Below are 14,004 nucleotides of genomic sequence, written 5' to 3'. Positions count from 1 at the left end.
CTGTTGTTTTTAATTTGTTAATGAATCCAAAAATGCATAGAGTTTTGCATTCATTTCTCGATAATTATAGTTACGAATAGCTTCAAGCTTTTGAACGTAGGTCAATTTTTGACTTTGTTCTTCCAAGACTTCTTCACCATCCGCAGCAATTAAGAGCTCTACTGCTTCTGGATCAAATTCCAAATGAGCTTGGAAGGCATAGTGTTTAGGACTAAAGCGAATAATTTGACGTGGACAGCCTTGACTGGTCGCAAGGACGACAGCATTCTCTGTTAATCCCGGCATATCTCCATGCCAGTGGCCGGTATTTAAAGTTTGTCCAAAAACTTTGACATGATTGTCTTTTAATCCAGCTTCAGTTAGCGTTATTGAAAAAACACCAATCTCACGCTCTGGACTGTGTTCATACTCTGCGCCATAAGCAACAGACAAGAGCTGAGCACCAAGACAGACACCAACAATATAACAATCTGCCTTCATAGCCTTTTGAATCAGCTCAATCTCTGCCTGAGGATCGTAGTATGAAAAAGTTTCCCGATCTTCATCTGGCGATTGAGGTCCTCCCATTACGATCAAAAAGTCGATCTCATCCACTGTCTCTGGTAAGGCTTCATTCTCATAGACTTTGGTCGTGGTCACTTGATGGCCACGTTCCTGCGCCCATTTTAGATAAGCGCCCGGCACTTCAAAGGTTTCATGCAGTACAAAATGTACCTTCATCGTTTCTTCTCCCATCTCTTTCGAATCACGTAAGACAGACCAGCCGCAAGTACAAGCGGAATTGTCAAACTCCAAGTTTGGCCTGTAAATCCAAGGCTCAGGGCAATGGCTGTCAGAGGAGCTTTTAAGGTCGTCCCTAAAAAGACGGTCGCTCCTAGTAACATCCCTAGAGCAGGATCTAGATGAATCCCAACTGCTGTCAAAAGCAAGGTCACTAGGTAGCCAGAGCCAATCCCTAAGGCAAATGATGGTGTCAAAGTTCCCCCATAAGCACCATTGCGCAAGAGGAGATAAACCAGAAGCCCCTTCACTGCAAGAGCCAGTGGAAGATAAGGAATCGACTGGCTAGACAAGAGGGCTTGCGCTAATACCTGGCCATTTCCCATAAAGATAGGGAAAAAGGCTACTAGGCTCCCCAGCACTAGAAAGGCTAGAGGAAGAGCCCAAAGAATCGTCTCGTCCTTGCGACGTTTGCGACTAGCCCGACTGGCTAGAAAACGAAAGGCAAGTGCCAACGGAGTAACTAATAGAGCTACTATGACAGCCTGGAAGAAACTACTCGCTGACCAATGAACCAGTGACATGTGATAAATAGCACCATGGCCAACAATAGGCTGGGATACCCAGGCCGCTAGGTAAGTACTGGACAAGACCAGTACAAAATTTTTCCAGCGATAAGATACCCCCAAAGTCTCAAAGACAAACAAGCTACTGGCAAAAGGAACCTGATAAACCGCAGCTAAGCCGGCTCCTGCTCCACAGGCAATCAAAACTCTTCGCTCTTTAATAGTCAAAGACAAGATTTTTCCCAAACGACCAGCTATAAGAGCACCAACCTCGCGTGGAGCTGCTTCTTTCCCGACCGAAGCACCTGCTCCGACAATCGCAACCTGCATACTTGCATGAAGGATATGGGCTAGGAGCGCTGGTTCTTTATCTCCAACCAGGTCAATTTGACTTCGAATGGAAAGGATTTTATAACGCCGTTGTAGGACATACCAGACCCCTGCTGCCAAAATCCCTGCCACAGATAGAATGAGAAATCTACGGAGTCCTCCAGCTTGTTTGAATTGCTGGAGCAAATCTGATCCATCTTGACCAAAGGCAAGCCATTGCACACCTTCTAGTAAATAGTGACAAGCAATTCCAACTAGACCTGTTCCTATTCCCAAAGTTATAGTCGCTAACAGCAGGCGCCATCCGTAGGGTAGGCTTTGGAGTCGTGCTCTCATAGTCTTACAATTCAGCAAGAATCGCTTTCAGCAAGCCTTTGAAGTCGCCTTTGACGCGTTCTGTCACTTCCACTACTTCTTCGTGGTTGAGTTCTTCTTGGAAACCAGCAGCAAAGTTGGTAATACATGAAATACCAAGAACTTTCAAGCCTGAGTGGGCTGCCACAATAACTTCAGGAACAGTTGACATACCGACAGCGTCTGCACCAAGAGTCTTATATGCACGGATTTCAGCTGGAGTTTCATAAGTTGGACCTGTCACACCGATATAAACCCCATCATCCAGTTTAATGCCCAATTTGTCTGCTACTTGATGAGCAGTCTCACGGTATTCTGGTGTGTAAGCCTTAGACATATCAGGGAAGCGAGGACCAAACTCATCCAAATTTTCACCAATCAATGGATTTTGACCAGTCATGTTGATGTGGTCCGTGATAGCCATCAAAGTACCAGGACCGAAGCCGATACCTCCAGCAGCGTTGGTTACAATTACACCTTCGCAGCCCAAGACTTTCATAACACGGACAGGGAAAGTCACAACTTCAAGAGGATTTCCTTCGTAGAAGTGGAAACGACCTTGAAGAGCCAAGACTTTACGTCCAGCAAGATCACCATAAACCAATTTACCAGCATGTCCGACTACTGTGGATTGACCCCAGTTTGGAATTTCAGCGTAGTCTACAACAACTGGATTGTCGATTTCTTCAGCAAGTTCACCGAGTCCTGATCCAAGGATTAGACCAAACTCTGGCGCTTCTACTCCCTTGCTTTTCAAAAAAGCAGCTGTTTCATTGATTTTTGCTAATAATGTCATTGTTGTCTCCTTCATAATCTTTTAAAAATTGACCGATTTTGTCAAAGGTTTTTGCATTTCGAATAGTAATATTACGATAGAAAGGCATCTTAAGCAGGAACATATGATAGGCTGTTTTGCTATAAGTCTCTTCTGAGAATTTGCCCCAGAAGATTCCCAGTTTCCCTAAATGAAGCACTTCATTGACCAGTTCCATACTTTCGACTTTCTCGATGACTTGCTTGATATCCAGTCCCTCAGTATAAAAGAGAACATCCTTTCGAGCCATTTCTTGGAACCACCATTCCGGAAGAATTCTAAGCTCCTCTTCGTAGTCTTCTTGACTTAACAAGGAAAAATGTTGGATAAATGGATAATGTTCTTTAAAGAAATCCAGTAGCCTCTCAACCAACTGAGTTCTAGGCATGCTAGTATCAAAGAAAATATTGCCACTATTGATGTAGGTTTCAACATTCTCTAATCCCAACTCTGTCAATTCTTGACGAAGCTGGGCCATGACCACCTTATGTTTCCCACCGACATTGATCCCTCTAACCAGTAATGCAAAGCGAATCATCTTAAACCAATTTATCTAAGAAGCTTTCACCAATCATAGCCTTATCTACGCCAAAGTTATCAGCGATTGTTGCCGAAATATCTGCAAAATGACCGATTGGTAGGTGTCCATTTCCTTTTAGTGATGGGCTGTAGGCCAAAAGTGGAATGTATTCACGAGTATGGTCTGTACCTGCATAAGTAGGGTCATTACCATGGTCTGCAGTAATCATGAGTAGATCATCTTCTCTCATAGCAGCGATAAGCTCAGGCAAACGTTCATCAAACTCATGCAAGCAATCGCGGTAACCATGTGGATCACGGCGGTGACCGTAAAGTGCATCAAAGTCGACCAAGTTAGTGAATGAGAATCCTTTTTCAAACTCAGTAAGGCTCATTGTTGTCAAAAGTGTGTCAATTCCGTGGCTGTTTGATTTGTTGTGGCCCATATCGTGGTTGATACCAGCACCGTTGAAGATATCGTTAATCTTACCAACTGCATATGTATCGATACCAGCTTCATTTAATTTGTCCAACACTGTTGGAGCAAATGGTGATACAGCCAAGTCACGACGATTTGCAGTACGTGTGAAGTTTCCAGGCTCACCAACATAAGGACGTGCAATGATACGACCTAGAAGAGCTGGACGTTCCAATGTAATCGAACGAGCGTACTCACAAATACGGTACAATTTATCCAAAGGAATGATGTCTTCGTGGGCCGCGATTTGAAGAACAGGGTCAGCTGAAGTATAGATAATCAACTCCCCAGTTTCCATCTGGCGTGGTCCAAAATCATCGATAACAGCAGTTCCTGAGTATGGTTTATTTGCTTCACGGATTACTTTACGACCTGAAAATTCTTCAATCTTTGTAAGGATTTCTTCTGGGAATCCATCCCAGAAAGTATCAAACGGTTCAGTGATATTAAGCCCCATGATTTCCCAGTGACCTGTCATGGTGTCTTTACCTAATGACACTTCCTCTAGTTTAGTGTAGTAACCGCTAGGATTTTCCTCTGCTGGAACCGTTTTAAGGGCTGTTTCACGTTCAATGTTCCCAAGACCAATCTTAGCCATATTCGGTACATTCAAACCAACTGATTTAGAGATGTGTCCTAATGTATCAGATGCTCCATCTGGAACCCCTGCATTGACAAAGTTATGAGCATCTGGTGCCGCACCGATTCCTACAGAATCGAGTACCACCAAGTGAATACGTTTAAATTTTGACATCATTTGCCTCCTTTATTTCCCTTTTGTTGAAGTTAAAACCTGAACGCCAGCTTGTCCTGCAACGATCACTTTATCAACCATTTGATTAAATAAACCGTGCTCAACAACACCAACCTGAAGATCCAATTGACGACCAAAAGCGATTGGATCTTCAATAACACCTAAATCAAGGTCAATGATGAAATTTTTCATATCCGTCACAAAGCGTTGGCCATCTTTTTCACGAAAACTTGGCTTATAACCAGCTTTTTCAAAACGACGGAAAACCTGTTCTGCTCCGTATTGGACAACTTCGACAGGTAGTTTGAAAGCGCCCAATTTCTCAACCATCTTGCTCTCATCTACCACCCAGATATACTGTTTGGTTGGTGTCGCAACTACTTTTTCCATTAGAAGTGCACCACCGCCTCCTTTGATACCATTAAACTGGCGATCTACCTCATCGGCTCCATCAACAGTCACATCAACCTCATCCACCTCATCAATCGACTTAAGTGGGATATTTAATCCTTGTGCCTGTTTTGTTGTTACACTCGAGGTCGTTACAGCTGTAATTTGAAGTCCTTCTTCTTTAATTCTACGTCCGATCTCCTCTACGAAATAATAGGCAGTCGAGCCTGTTCCAAGTCCTACAACCATTCCGTCGGTTACGAATTCAGCAGCCTTGATGCCTGCTATTTTTTTCAGATTTTCCACTTAAACACCTCCAAACAAAAAGCTACTTTTATTATAACATGAATACGCTTTAAATTCATCCTTGCACTAGAAAAACCCGAACATTTTATTTCGGGTTTCTGATTCTTATTTAACCATGTCAGGATCGTAGTCATAAAATCCTGTGTCAAGGAAACGATTTTTTGGATGGAGTTTACGGACTTGCTCATCCAACAAGAAGGCTTGGTCATGCGTAAAGCTTCCCTCTTGAATCAAGCTACGGGCTTGGATGAAGAGTTTTGCAATCTCAACAAAATCTTGCCCTGGAGTATAAAGTCCTTCTAGCTTCCAATGAGTGAAACCATGCTCCACCAACTCTGGCAATTTGGTCATCAAATCAAGGTCGTTGTTGGCAAAAATGTGAGTTCCATGATTGTCTTCAAAAATAGAGTAATGGCTATCTGGATCACTAGGTTCTGCTAAGAAGAGGTCGCGTTGACGTGTTTTTTCATCATCAATCTGAGTAAAATTATAGTAATTCTGCAAGAGTGGACGCTTAGAGTGGTGGATAACGCTTGCTCCATAAACCAAAATTTCAGCAGGAATTTCCAAAATTTCAGGCATTTTAAAGAGCTCTGCAGATGGAATTTCACGGGCTAAAACTGCCTCAGAAGCGCCAGCCTTTTGCCCCCAGAAATTGATCTGACGGCTGCTTGTTACCATGGTTGAGGCATCATAGATGGTTTTAAAAGAATAACCATCGCGATTGACAACATAAAAGACACCCGCATCCCCAACAGTAATGTAGTCTGTTTTAATTTCTTCCAAGAAATCAAGAAAGGGTTTGATACGATCCATCATATCCTGATGCATAAGAGCATTGACCGCTACGATCAATTCCTTACCTGCATCATGAACCAGACCAGCGATGGTTCTCAGTTCATCATAAGAAAAAGTCTTTGGTAGGCGAAGTCCAAAATCTTTCTCACCAACATAGATGCGGTCAACTCCCGCTTCTAGTAATTCTTTTACTTGTTCAATGCTTTCAGCAGTTGCTGTAATAATAATCTTTTCCATAAGAAAAATTATACCACATTTCTGCAAAATCAGCTATTCCCTAAAATGATAAATTTACTTATTCTTTTTGTAACCTTACTGTAATAATTTTTTTCTTGAAAAATGGTAAAATGAAAGAGTACTGTTAAGGAGAGAATCATGCCCGTAAGAAAATATCAACCGTATGAGTTTGAAGAAGAGGAAACTCAAACAACGCTATACCAAGACTATGTTCCAGAAACCACTTCCGTTGCTAGTTTGAAGGAAGTTCTTTTCTTTGTAAACATTGCTTGTTTTTGCGTCTTTTTGGCCTTGTTTAGCTTTATCTTTTTAGCCCTCAAGTTCAATACAGTCCTAGCTTTTAGCCTAGCAATTGCCTTGAGTTTAGCAGCATCAAACGTTCAACGTTCGATGATTAAGAAGAAATTATATTAGATTCAAAAGGTCGGGATTTTTGTCCCGACCTATTTTTTCTACGATAGCTAAAGAGCTGCGACTAGAAAAGCGATACTTGGTCTACCGCTTTCTAAGTCACAGCCTTTTCTTATTTATTTTTTACGCTTGGATGGTGTTTGAATGGCGATTTTTACTTCAAAAATCGTACCATGAGGTTTGTTATCTTTGACACTGATGGTTCCTTTAAGAGCATCGACAATCTGTTTGGCTAAGGATAAGCCTAACCCAAAACCACCTTTTTGCCGAGTACGAGCCTTATCAACCCTGTAAAAGCGGTCAAAAATTTTCTTTTTATCTACTGCAGAAATACCAATTCCATCATCAGCTACTGATAAATAGAGATTACGCTCTGTCGTAGCAATGACAAAATGGATATCTCCTTCTTCTTCAGTGTACTTGACAGCATTGTCAAACAAGATAGTCATCAGTTGTTTAAGAAGAAGCTTATCTGTTATGATGGTCCGATGGATACGATTTTCAAAATGAAAAGCACGGTTATTTTCAGACGCAATCATTTCATAGTTGGTAAAAGTTGTGTTAAAGAAGTCTGGCTCTACCTCTCCTAATTCCGGTTTAATGCCATCATCACGACGAGCTAAATTAAGCAGATTCGTTGTTAAAAAGCGCATATTACGAACTTCTTCTAGACTGGAAGCAATACTCTCACTTGACTCCATAATAGTTGCCTCAGGTTTTCTGAAAAGAGTTTCTAGGCGATTTTGCAGAACAGCTAATGGAGTTCGTAGCTCATGACTGGCATTTTCCACAAAGCTTTTCTGCTTTTGCATACTTTCAAGTAAAGGTTTAACACTGACACGTGCAAGATAGAGACTGGCTAAGATAGATAGAATCCAAAAACTTGCCATGACTACCACGATTAACTGCTCGTGGTTTTGACTAATTTGCTCTAGTTGGCTTGTGTTAATCAGGATAGCAGCATACTTAATATTGGTCGAGACAGAATCGATATTTATTTCAGATAGAATCACTCGGTAAATCTCGTCCTGACCATAACTATTCACAACATGAAGTTGTCGAATATGATTCAAATCCTTTTTATTAAAAGTGATCTTGTCAAGCCCTAAAAAGCGGTTGCCAGTCACTAATTGATTCAAATTTGAATCTAGCAATATCACTTCCGTATTGGAACTAACCGTTGGTTTTTTATCAGAAGCTGGAGCAACATTGGCACTACCTAAATCCTTAACGTCCTCAGTTGCACGATTGACCGCCAATTGAATGACGTCCTGAGGATTTTTGCTCAGTGATAAGAGTTTTTCATCCACTGATGTGTAGAGACTGGAGTGCATAACCTGTAAGATAATCAAGGTCATAGTAGAGAAAATCAGAGTAAATACTCCAAAGTTACGGATAAAGTAACTGAAATCCTCCGCATACCAATTCTTTTTAATTTTTTTAAACATGTTTTAAAATATACCCAACACTACGCAAGGTCTGGAGGTTTTCAGCAAAGACTGAGCCCTTCAATTTCTTACGAACTTTTGATACATAGACTTCTACCACGGAGATGGTTGTGTCACTGTCAAATCCCCACAAACGGTCAAAGATTTGGGTTTTTGGTAAGATCACATTTTGATTTTGGAGGAAATAAACCAAGAGATCAAATTCTTTACCTAATAGTTCCACAACAGTATCATTAACTCTAACCTCATTGGTAGATAGATTAACTGTCAAATCACCATAAGAGAGGGTATTTTCATTGAACTTACCAGAACGTTTGAGAAGCGCCTGGATACGCATCTTGAGTTCTTCTAGATAAAATGGTTTTGTTAGATAATCATCTGCCCCAAGCTCAAATCCATGTCCCTTATCATCAAGACTTTCCTTGGCTGTCATGATCAGAACAGGAGTCGAAATCCCTTTTTCACGCAATTCTTTTAAAACTTGGAACCCATTTTTCTCAGGTAACATCAAGTCCAATAAAATCAAGTCATAAACACCACTTTCGGCCTCATAAAGACCTTCTTCGCCATCAAAAACCTGCATGACATCCGCAAAATCATCCAAAAAATCAAAGACTGAATTTGACAGGCCTAGGTCATCTTCCACTAATAGAATTTTGATCATCAAAAATTCCTCCTTAATTATACCTATTATAGCAAAAATATCTTAAAAAAAACTCAACTTCCCTTGTTTTTCCAAGAGAAAGTTGAGTTTTTATAGTTTTTATAACCTTTGAATTTTAAGCATTTCCATATTGAGCAACAACCGCTTCAACTGCTGCTTTTTCACGCTTAATCAATTCAACGCGTGCTGCGATTTCCTTGATTCCCATACCGATGTTACGGCTAAGGGCAAGGTCAGAAAGTTGTGGCTCAAAGAAGGCCTTGTATTCTGTCAAGCGTTGCTCTGTCTTAAATACATGGGCAGGCAGAATAACAAAGCTATCAAAGCTCATATCTCCACCAAGAGCTGCCTTAATCCAATCCCAGTTTTCACGCGCCCAAGACCACGCTGTTTCCTGGGTTGCTTGATGACCTAAGAACTGGAAGTACCAAGCAGACAAGTCTTGTGGTTTTACCACAAATTTGTCCTTCCAAGAAGCAATCAAGGTTTGGATATTATCCGCATCTGTACTGTAGGCAAGAGCAGCTGCCAATTGGCGTTTAAAGGCAGCATCTGTGGCATGAGTATAAAGATCGAGATAAGTTGCGACCAATTCCTTAGTCTCATGGTGTTTCATTTCATTGATGAGAACTTGTGAACGAATAGCTGCTGGAAGTCCTGAAAGATTATTCCTGTGGGCTGCGAAAATTTGGCTAGCAACTTGACTGGCTTCCTCGTCATTTGAACGAATCATCATAGAAATTGTCAATTGACGAACCAATTCATCCTCATCAGATTCACCTTCTTTAGCTTCAAAGCCAAGACGGTCATAGTTGTAACGAGCCAGTTTAGCAATAAGGGCTTTAAAGGCTTTTTCTGCCTCTGTTCCTTCATCAATGAAGCGTTCAAGGGCTGTAATAACTTGAGAAACGGCAGCAACAACTAGGTAAGATTCTTCTTGTGCCAATTGATCCACTACTGGAAGCAAGTCTGCGTATGAAATGTGCCCAGCTTCAGCTAGCAAACGACGTTCTTGGACGATTTGAAGTTTGCTTGTGTTATCAAGTTCTACTAATTCTGAAAGAACAGCATCCAGCAATTCACCTTGATAGTCTGTAATATAGTGGGCAGTATTTTCAGTGTTAAGACGAAGGGCTCCTTTGTTTTCAGCAAGAAGTGCTGCATAGCCAGGAATTTCGATGCTTTCAGTTTCCAGAGTATCTGGCAATCCTTTCCAGTTACTGTTAAGTGGCACTACCCAAAGACGGTTCTTGTCTTCATGTTCACCGATAAAGAATTGTTTTTGAGAAATCTTCAACACATCATTTTCAACTGTAGCAGTAAGGACTGGATAACCAGGTTGTTCCAACCAAGAATCCATGAAGGCTGCTACATCACGACCAGATGCTTGTCCGAGGGCGTTCCAAAGGTCACGACCAATGGTATTTCCGTATTGGTGTTTTTCAAAGTAAGCATGCAAACCTTTGGCAAAATCAGCATCTCCTAGCCAACGACGAAGCATGTGCATGAGACGGCTTCCTTTGGCATAAACGATAGCACCATCGAAGAGCGTATTGATTTCATCTGGGTGGCTAACTTCAACGTGGACAGATTGAACGCCATCTGTCGCATCACGTTTAAGAGCGGCTGGCACTCCACTTGTTTGGAAATCTTCAAAGATATTCCAGCTTGGCTCGATGGCATCCACACAGACGTATTCCATCATGTTCGCGAAGCTTTCATTGAGCCAGAGGTCATCCCACCACTTCATAGTCACAAGGTTACCAAACCATTGGTGAGCAAGCTCATGGGCAATGACTAGAGCAACTTGTTGACGGCTGGCAAAGGTAGAGTTCTCATCCACAACCAAGTAAACTTCACGATAAGTTACCAGACCCCAGTTTTCCATAGCACCTGCTGAGAAGTCAGGAAGGGCGATGTGAAGAGATTGAGGAATTGGGTACTTAACTCCATAGTAGTCTTCGTAAAATTCGATAGAACGAACAGCGATGTCTAATGAGAAATCAAGATTTGAAAGTGGATGGGCCTTGGTTGAGTAAACACCTACCAAGGTACCATTTTTAGTTGTAGCAGTTACCCCTTGTAAATCACCAGCTACGAAGGCTAACAAGTAAGAAGACATACGTGGAGTTGTCTCAAATTTCCAGATACCTGTTTCCTTACGGTTTTCAACATCGATTTCTGGCATGTTAGACAAGGCAAGTTCACCTTCAGCTTGGTCAAAACGAAGTGCTAAGTCAAAGGTTGCTTTTGCTTCTGGTTCGTCCACACATGGGAAGGCTTCACGAGCAAAGTGACTTTCAAACTGAGTTGACAAAACTTCTTTCTTAACACCATCAACTGTATAGTATGATGGGTAGATTCCTGTCATGTTGTCAGTAATTTTACCTGAAAATGCTAGAACCAATTCAACTGAACCAGCTTCTTCAAGTTCGATATGAAGAGCTTCGTTTTCATTATCAACTGTAAATGGACGAGCTTGACCTGCTACTTCAACAGAAGCAATCTCTAGGTCTTTTTGGTGAAGGGAAATACGGTCACTTTTAGCTTGACCAGTAATAGTTACTTTTCCTGAAAAAGTCTTGGTCTCACGACTCAAGTCTAAAAACAAATCATAATGTTCAGGAATAAATGTTTCGATATAATGTTCTACTGCTTGCATCATTTTCTCCTATTCTATATTTCTGAGCAAATGTTCTAGTTCAAACATACCTATTTTATCATATTTTAAGTCAGAAAAAAGCTTTGGACAGTGATTTCCAAAACTTTCTTCCTTCTAGTAGTCTAGAGAGGGTAGACCTTGCGAAATTCTTCCAAAACAACCTTGCTGTCAGGTGTAAAAGTCAGACCTGCTTCTCCTAGCCAGTCTTTGAAAAAGTCTTCATGAACCTGACGCCAATAGGCTAAAGATTTGTCTCCTTCGCCTTCCTTGTAGGCATGGTCGGCTGAAACCTGATGGAAAGGCTGAATGGAAACCTTTGTAATTTCGACGATGCAAACAGCTTGATCCTTACTGTCTAAAATAACATCAAAGGTCCCTTCTTGTGGAAGGGGTTCGTCCTCTACTGCGTAGAGGTCATAGGCTGAGGCAGTTGCTGTTTTTTCGCCTGTAAACACCAGATCCGCTAAAAGATCTGGGTCCACTCCAAAAGCCCAAGCGTCTATCTCATCACCGATAGAGGGGTTGATTTTCTTATAGGCATTCCACATTTCTTGAGGTGTCATAGGTTGCTCCTTTGTATTTTTTTACTTTCTTCTTTTACACGTTTGAGATGGTCTGGATGGTCAATTTTTAAATCAAAAATCTCTGGAATAGAACTGTAGTGGATTATGCATTTGATATCCATCTGATTCATTTTTTGTATGAAAGAAGGATTCAGATATCCTGCTACGGCGAAATCTATCTTTTTCATCCTTACTTTATCCTGTATCTGTCTCAGCATTTCTAACATAATGGGACTTTCCATATCATGCCATTGACTATTTCTCACAGTGGCAAAAACAAAAGAAGTCAAATCATTCATTCCCACTACAATCTTTGAAATACCAGTTTCCAGTATCCTGTCCAAGTCAAAATAAGCTGACGGTAATTCAATCATTGTTCCAACTTTTCCAGTAAAACCATGCTGGCGCAATACTCTAATAGCTTGTTTTAACTGTTCAGCATCATTCACAAAAGGAAAAATAAGAGACAGATTGGGATTGGTTTGATAAACTTCTGTAACGACATGTGCCTCAGCCTGAAATTCATCTGGACACGCAAATAAACGCCTAGTCCCTCTATATCCAAATAATGGGTGGCGTTCGTCAAAATACTCTTTAGTCCCGTCTAGACTATTTGCTTCTGCATTTGTTAACTCTGAAAAGCGATACCAGACTTCTTCATCTGAGTATAAATGGCAAATAGTGTCTAGATAATCTTTTACAAATTGCTGACAACTTGGTAACAGGATGTTTTGATTTATTTCTCTCAACAAGTATTCGCCACGAATCATACCAACATGATGAAATAGTTGTGGGTAAATTTTTTCAACAATTCTTTCGCCACTAAGAGCCAGTTGATTTTGCATGTTTTACCTTCCAATTCATGTAAGAGGTCTTGTCCAATTCTGGAAATCCTCGTAACTCTGCCTTCACCTTTAATACTAAGGGTGAGGCATTTTCTTCGGTCATCTGCTCAATAGGGACCCAAACTGCCTTTGCTGAATCATTACTTCCATCAAGAACTTCATGAGGAAGGGATTGTTGAGAGCGCTCGAAATCGAGTACGATATCATAAAAGGCCATGATATGATGTACTGCGAAGTCTTGTCCCTCTTCTTGAACCATTATATCATAAATCCTAGGATTGCAATAACGGCTAAGCGTATACCCTGTCTCTTCCAAAACTTCTCTCTTGAGAGTTTCTGTCAAACCCTCACCGATTTCCTGACTACCACCCGGTAAATCAAAACGATGCTGATAAGGCCCTCTCGTTTTCTCAATGCAAAGTAATTTTCCTTTCTCATAGCAAATGCCATAGACACCAAAGTGTTTTTTGATTTCCATATTCTACTCTTTTCTAAAAGTCCAAAATCAATAACTTACCTCATCCCTTAAAAGGAAAGAGGCTATAGATTTCATGCTCCTTGATATACTTCTTTAGTATCTCCATATTCTCTTCGATTTTTGCCTGGATATCTGCCTCTTCACACATTGACTCATCAATAAAAAGGTGAATCTTCAATAAATCCGTCAAGTATAGCAAACGACGTTCCATTTCCGATTCAGGACTTGAAGCTTGCTCGATTTTTGCAAGCTTTTGCTCCAAGCTATCACCATTCAAAAATCTCTGATGAACTCTCCTTCTTATTTTTTGAGTTGATTCCTCCCCTTGTTCTAATGGAGATAAAAGGAGTTTTTTATAGACGAGTACCTGATTTTCTTTTTCTCTTTCCAGATAGGCCAATAAAACCAGAGAGCTCTCAACAAAGGTCCAGGTGTTATAATTCCCTTCAAATGGAACTTGTATGATCCGATCTAATAATCCCTTAGCCATTTCCTCTTGACCATCCAGATAAAGTAAATAGGCCAGATGATTCAGTGATTCGAGATAACTAACTTGGGTCTTCTTATTCTTTTTTAAAATTTTATCTAAATAGAGATGTAGGTCTGGATGATTTTCCACTAGCTCAACTACTTCTGATAGCTTCATCTGAAATCCTTTCTATTCTTT

Annotated in this window: 15 protein-coding genes; 1 reads left to right on the top strand and 14 read right to left on the bottom strand. The window is 40.9% G+C overall.

Annotated elements, in window-relative coordinates; genetic code table 11:
- Positions 1 to 9: 9 nt before the first annotated feature.
- From AB2B50_RS01645 to AB2B50_RS01615, 7 genes are all read right to left on the bottom strand, one after another.
- A complete protein-coding gene (locus tag AB2B50_RS01645; RefSeq protein WP_320692176.1) occupies positions 10 to 720 on the bottom strand; it encodes a type 1 glutamine amidotransferase in 711 nt (236 codons plus the stop codon).
- On the bottom strand, positions 717 to 1,952 hold the full coding sequence (locus tag AB2B50_RS01640; RefSeq protein WP_320692177.1) for a chloride channel protein: 1,236 nt from the start codon (positions 1,950 to 1,952) through the stop codon (positions 717 to 719). Before AB2B50_RS01640 ends, AB2B50_RS01645 begins: the two co-directional genes overlap by 4 nt.
- A gap of 4 nt (positions 1,953 to 1,956) precedes the next feature.
- Entirely contained in the window at positions 1,957 to 2,766 is an 810-nt protein-coding gene (locus AB2B50_RS01635) for a purine-nucleoside phosphorylase (protein ID WP_320692178.1), read from the bottom strand.
- Positions 2,741 to 3,322, bottom strand: coding sequence for a DUF1697 domain-containing protein (locus tag AB2B50_RS01630; protein WP_320692179.1), 582 nt, complete (start codon positions 3,320 to 3,322; stop codon positions 2,741 to 2,743). Before AB2B50_RS01630 ends, AB2B50_RS01635 begins: the two co-directional genes overlap by 26 nt.
- A gap of 1 nt (position 3,323) precedes the next feature.
- Complete coding sequence (locus AB2B50_RS01625) at positions 3,324 to 4,535, bottom strand: phosphopentomutase (protein WP_320692180.1); 1,212 nt, start codon at positions 4,533 to 4,535, stop codon at positions 3,324 to 3,326.
- Between the two features lie 12 nt (positions 4,536 to 4,547).
- On the bottom strand, positions 4,548 to 5,231 hold the full coding sequence (rpiA, locus tag AB2B50_RS01620) for a ribose-5-phosphate isomerase RpiA (RefSeq protein WP_075227727.1): 684 nt from the start codon (positions 5,229 to 5,231) through the stop codon (positions 4,548 to 4,550).
- A 105-nt stretch (positions 5,232 to 5,336) separates the two neighbouring features.
- Positions 5,337 to 6,266: a peptidase U32 family protein gene (locus AB2B50_RS01615; RefSeq protein ID WP_000411186.1), complete on the bottom strand. Its 930-nt coding sequence runs from the start codon at positions 6,264 to 6,266 to the stop codon at positions 5,337 to 5,339.
- Positions 6,267 to 6,404: 138 nt separating this feature from the next.
- On the opposite strand from AB2B50_RS01615, the gene AB2B50_RS01610 reads away from it, so the two are divergent.
- Positions 6,405 to 6,680 carry a DUF3270 family protein gene (locus AB2B50_RS01610; protein ID WP_001145234.1) on the top strand — a complete coding sequence of 92 codons (276 nt, stop codon included), beginning with the start codon at positions 6,405 to 6,407 and terminating at the stop codon, positions 6,678 to 6,680.
- A 113-nt stretch (positions 6,681 to 6,793) separates the two neighbouring features.
- On the opposite strand, the gene AB2B50_RS01605 is transcribed toward AB2B50_RS01610, so the two are convergent.
- The 7 genes from AB2B50_RS01605 to AB2B50_RS01575 all read right to left on the bottom strand — a co-directional run bounded on the left by AB2B50_RS01605 (position 6,794) and on the right by AB2B50_RS01575 (position 13,983).
- A complete protein-coding gene (locus AB2B50_RS01605) occupies positions 6,794 to 8,125 on the bottom strand; it encodes a sensor histidine kinase (protein ID WP_320692181.1) in 1,332 nt (443 codons plus the stop codon).
- A complete protein-coding gene (locus AB2B50_RS01600; protein WP_000590624.1) occupies positions 8,118 to 8,789 on the bottom strand; it encodes a response regulator transcription factor in 672 nt (223 codons plus the stop codon). The genes AB2B50_RS01605 and AB2B50_RS01600 overlap by 8 nt, the downstream gene beginning before the upstream one ends.
- Before the next feature lie 115 nt (positions 8,790 to 8,904).
- Positions 8,905 to 11,451: a M1 family metallopeptidase gene (locus tag AB2B50_RS01595; protein ID WP_320692182.1), complete on the bottom strand. Its 2,547-nt coding sequence runs from the start codon at positions 11,449 to 11,451 to the stop codon at positions 8,905 to 8,907.
- Between the two features lie 122 nt (positions 11,452 to 11,573).
- On the bottom strand, positions 11,574 to 12,014 hold the full coding sequence (locus tag AB2B50_RS01590; protein WP_320692183.1) for an ASCH domain-containing protein: 441 nt from the start codon (positions 12,012 to 12,014) through the stop codon (positions 11,574 to 11,576).
- Complete coding sequence (locus AB2B50_RS01585) at positions 12,011 to 12,859, bottom strand: putative PEP-binding protein (RefSeq protein WP_320692184.1); 849 nt, start codon at positions 12,857 to 12,859, stop codon at positions 12,011 to 12,013. Before AB2B50_RS01585 ends, AB2B50_RS01590 begins: the two co-directional genes overlap by 4 nt.
- Positions 12,837 to 13,337: an NUDIX hydrolase gene (locus tag AB2B50_RS01580; RefSeq protein ID WP_320692185.1), complete on the bottom strand. Its 501-nt coding sequence runs from the start codon at positions 13,335 to 13,337 to the stop codon at positions 12,837 to 12,839. Before AB2B50_RS01580 ends, AB2B50_RS01585 begins: the two co-directional genes overlap by 23 nt.
- A 40-nt stretch (positions 13,338 to 13,377) precedes the next feature.
- Entirely contained in the window at positions 13,378 to 13,983 is a 606-nt protein-coding gene (locus tag AB2B50_RS01575; RefSeq protein ID WP_320692186.1) for a DUF6707 family protein, read from the bottom strand.
- Between the last annotated feature and the right edge of the window lie 21 nt (positions 13,984 to 14,004).

Source organism: Streptococcus fermentans, from assembly GCF_040888305.1.
Lineage (GTDB): Bacteria > Bacillota > Bacilli > Lactobacillales > Streptococcaceae > Streptococcus > Streptococcus fermentans.
The sequence above is the reverse complement of the archived record's forward strand: the minus strand, read 5'-3'. Positions and strand labels throughout refer to the sequence as shown.

Excerpts from the sequence above, each read along its gene's own strand:
- AB2B50_RS01610 (WP_001145234.1), top strand. The coding sequence starts at position 6,405 with ATGCCCGTAAGAAAATATCAACCGTATGAGTTTGAAGAAGAGGAAACT.
- AB2B50_RS01640 (WP_320692177.1), bottom strand. The coding sequence starts at position 1,952 with ATGAGAGCACGACTCCAAAGCCTACCCTACGGATGGCGCCTGCTGTTA.
- AB2B50_RS01615 (WP_000411186.1), bottom strand. The coding sequence starts at position 6,266 with ATGGAAAAGATTATTATTACAGCAACTGCTGAAAGCATTGAACAAGTA.
- AB2B50_RS01575 (WP_320692186.1), bottom strand. The coding sequence starts at position 13,983 with ATGAAGCTATCAGAAGTAGTTGAGCTAGTGGAAAATCATCCAGACCTA.
- AB2B50_RS01580 (WP_320692185.1), bottom strand. The coding sequence starts at position 13,337 with ATGGAAATCAAAAAACACTTTGGTGTCTATGGCATTTGCTATGAGAAA.
- AB2B50_RS01635 (WP_320692178.1), bottom strand. The coding sequence starts at position 2,766 with ATGACATTATTAGCAAAAATCAATGAAACAGCTGCTTTTTTGAAAAGC.
- AB2B50_RS01600 (WP_000590624.1), bottom strand. The coding sequence starts at position 8,789 with ATGATCAAAATTCTATTAGTGGAAGATGACCTAGGCCTGTCAAATTCA.
- AB2B50_RS01645 (WP_320692176.1), bottom strand. The coding sequence starts at position 720 with ATGAAGGTACATTTTGTACTGCATGAAACCTTTGAAGTGCCGGGCGCT.
- AB2B50_RS01630 (WP_320692179.1), bottom strand. The coding sequence starts at position 3,322 with ATGATTCGCTTTGCATTACTGGTTAGAGGGATCAATGTCGGTGGGAAA.
- AB2B50_RS01585 (WP_320692184.1), bottom strand. The coding sequence starts at position 12,859 with ATGCAAAATCAACTGGCTCTTAGTGGCGAAAGAATTGTTGAAAAAATT.
- AB2B50_RS01590 (WP_320692183.1), bottom strand. The coding sequence starts at position 12,014 with ATGACACCTCAAGAAATGTGGAATGCCTATAAGAAAATCAACCCCTCT.
- AB2B50_RS01625 (WP_320692180.1), bottom strand. The coding sequence starts at position 4,535 with ATGTCAAAATTTAAACGTATTCACTTGGTGGTACTCGATTCTGTAGGA.
- AB2B50_RS01605 (WP_320692181.1), bottom strand. The coding sequence starts at position 8,125 with ATGTTTAAAAAAATTAAAAAGAATTGGTATGCGGAGGATTTCAGTTAC.
- AB2B50_RS01595 (WP_320692182.1), bottom strand. The coding sequence starts at position 11,451 with ATGCAAGCAGTAGAACATTATATCGAAACATTTATTCCTGAACATTAT.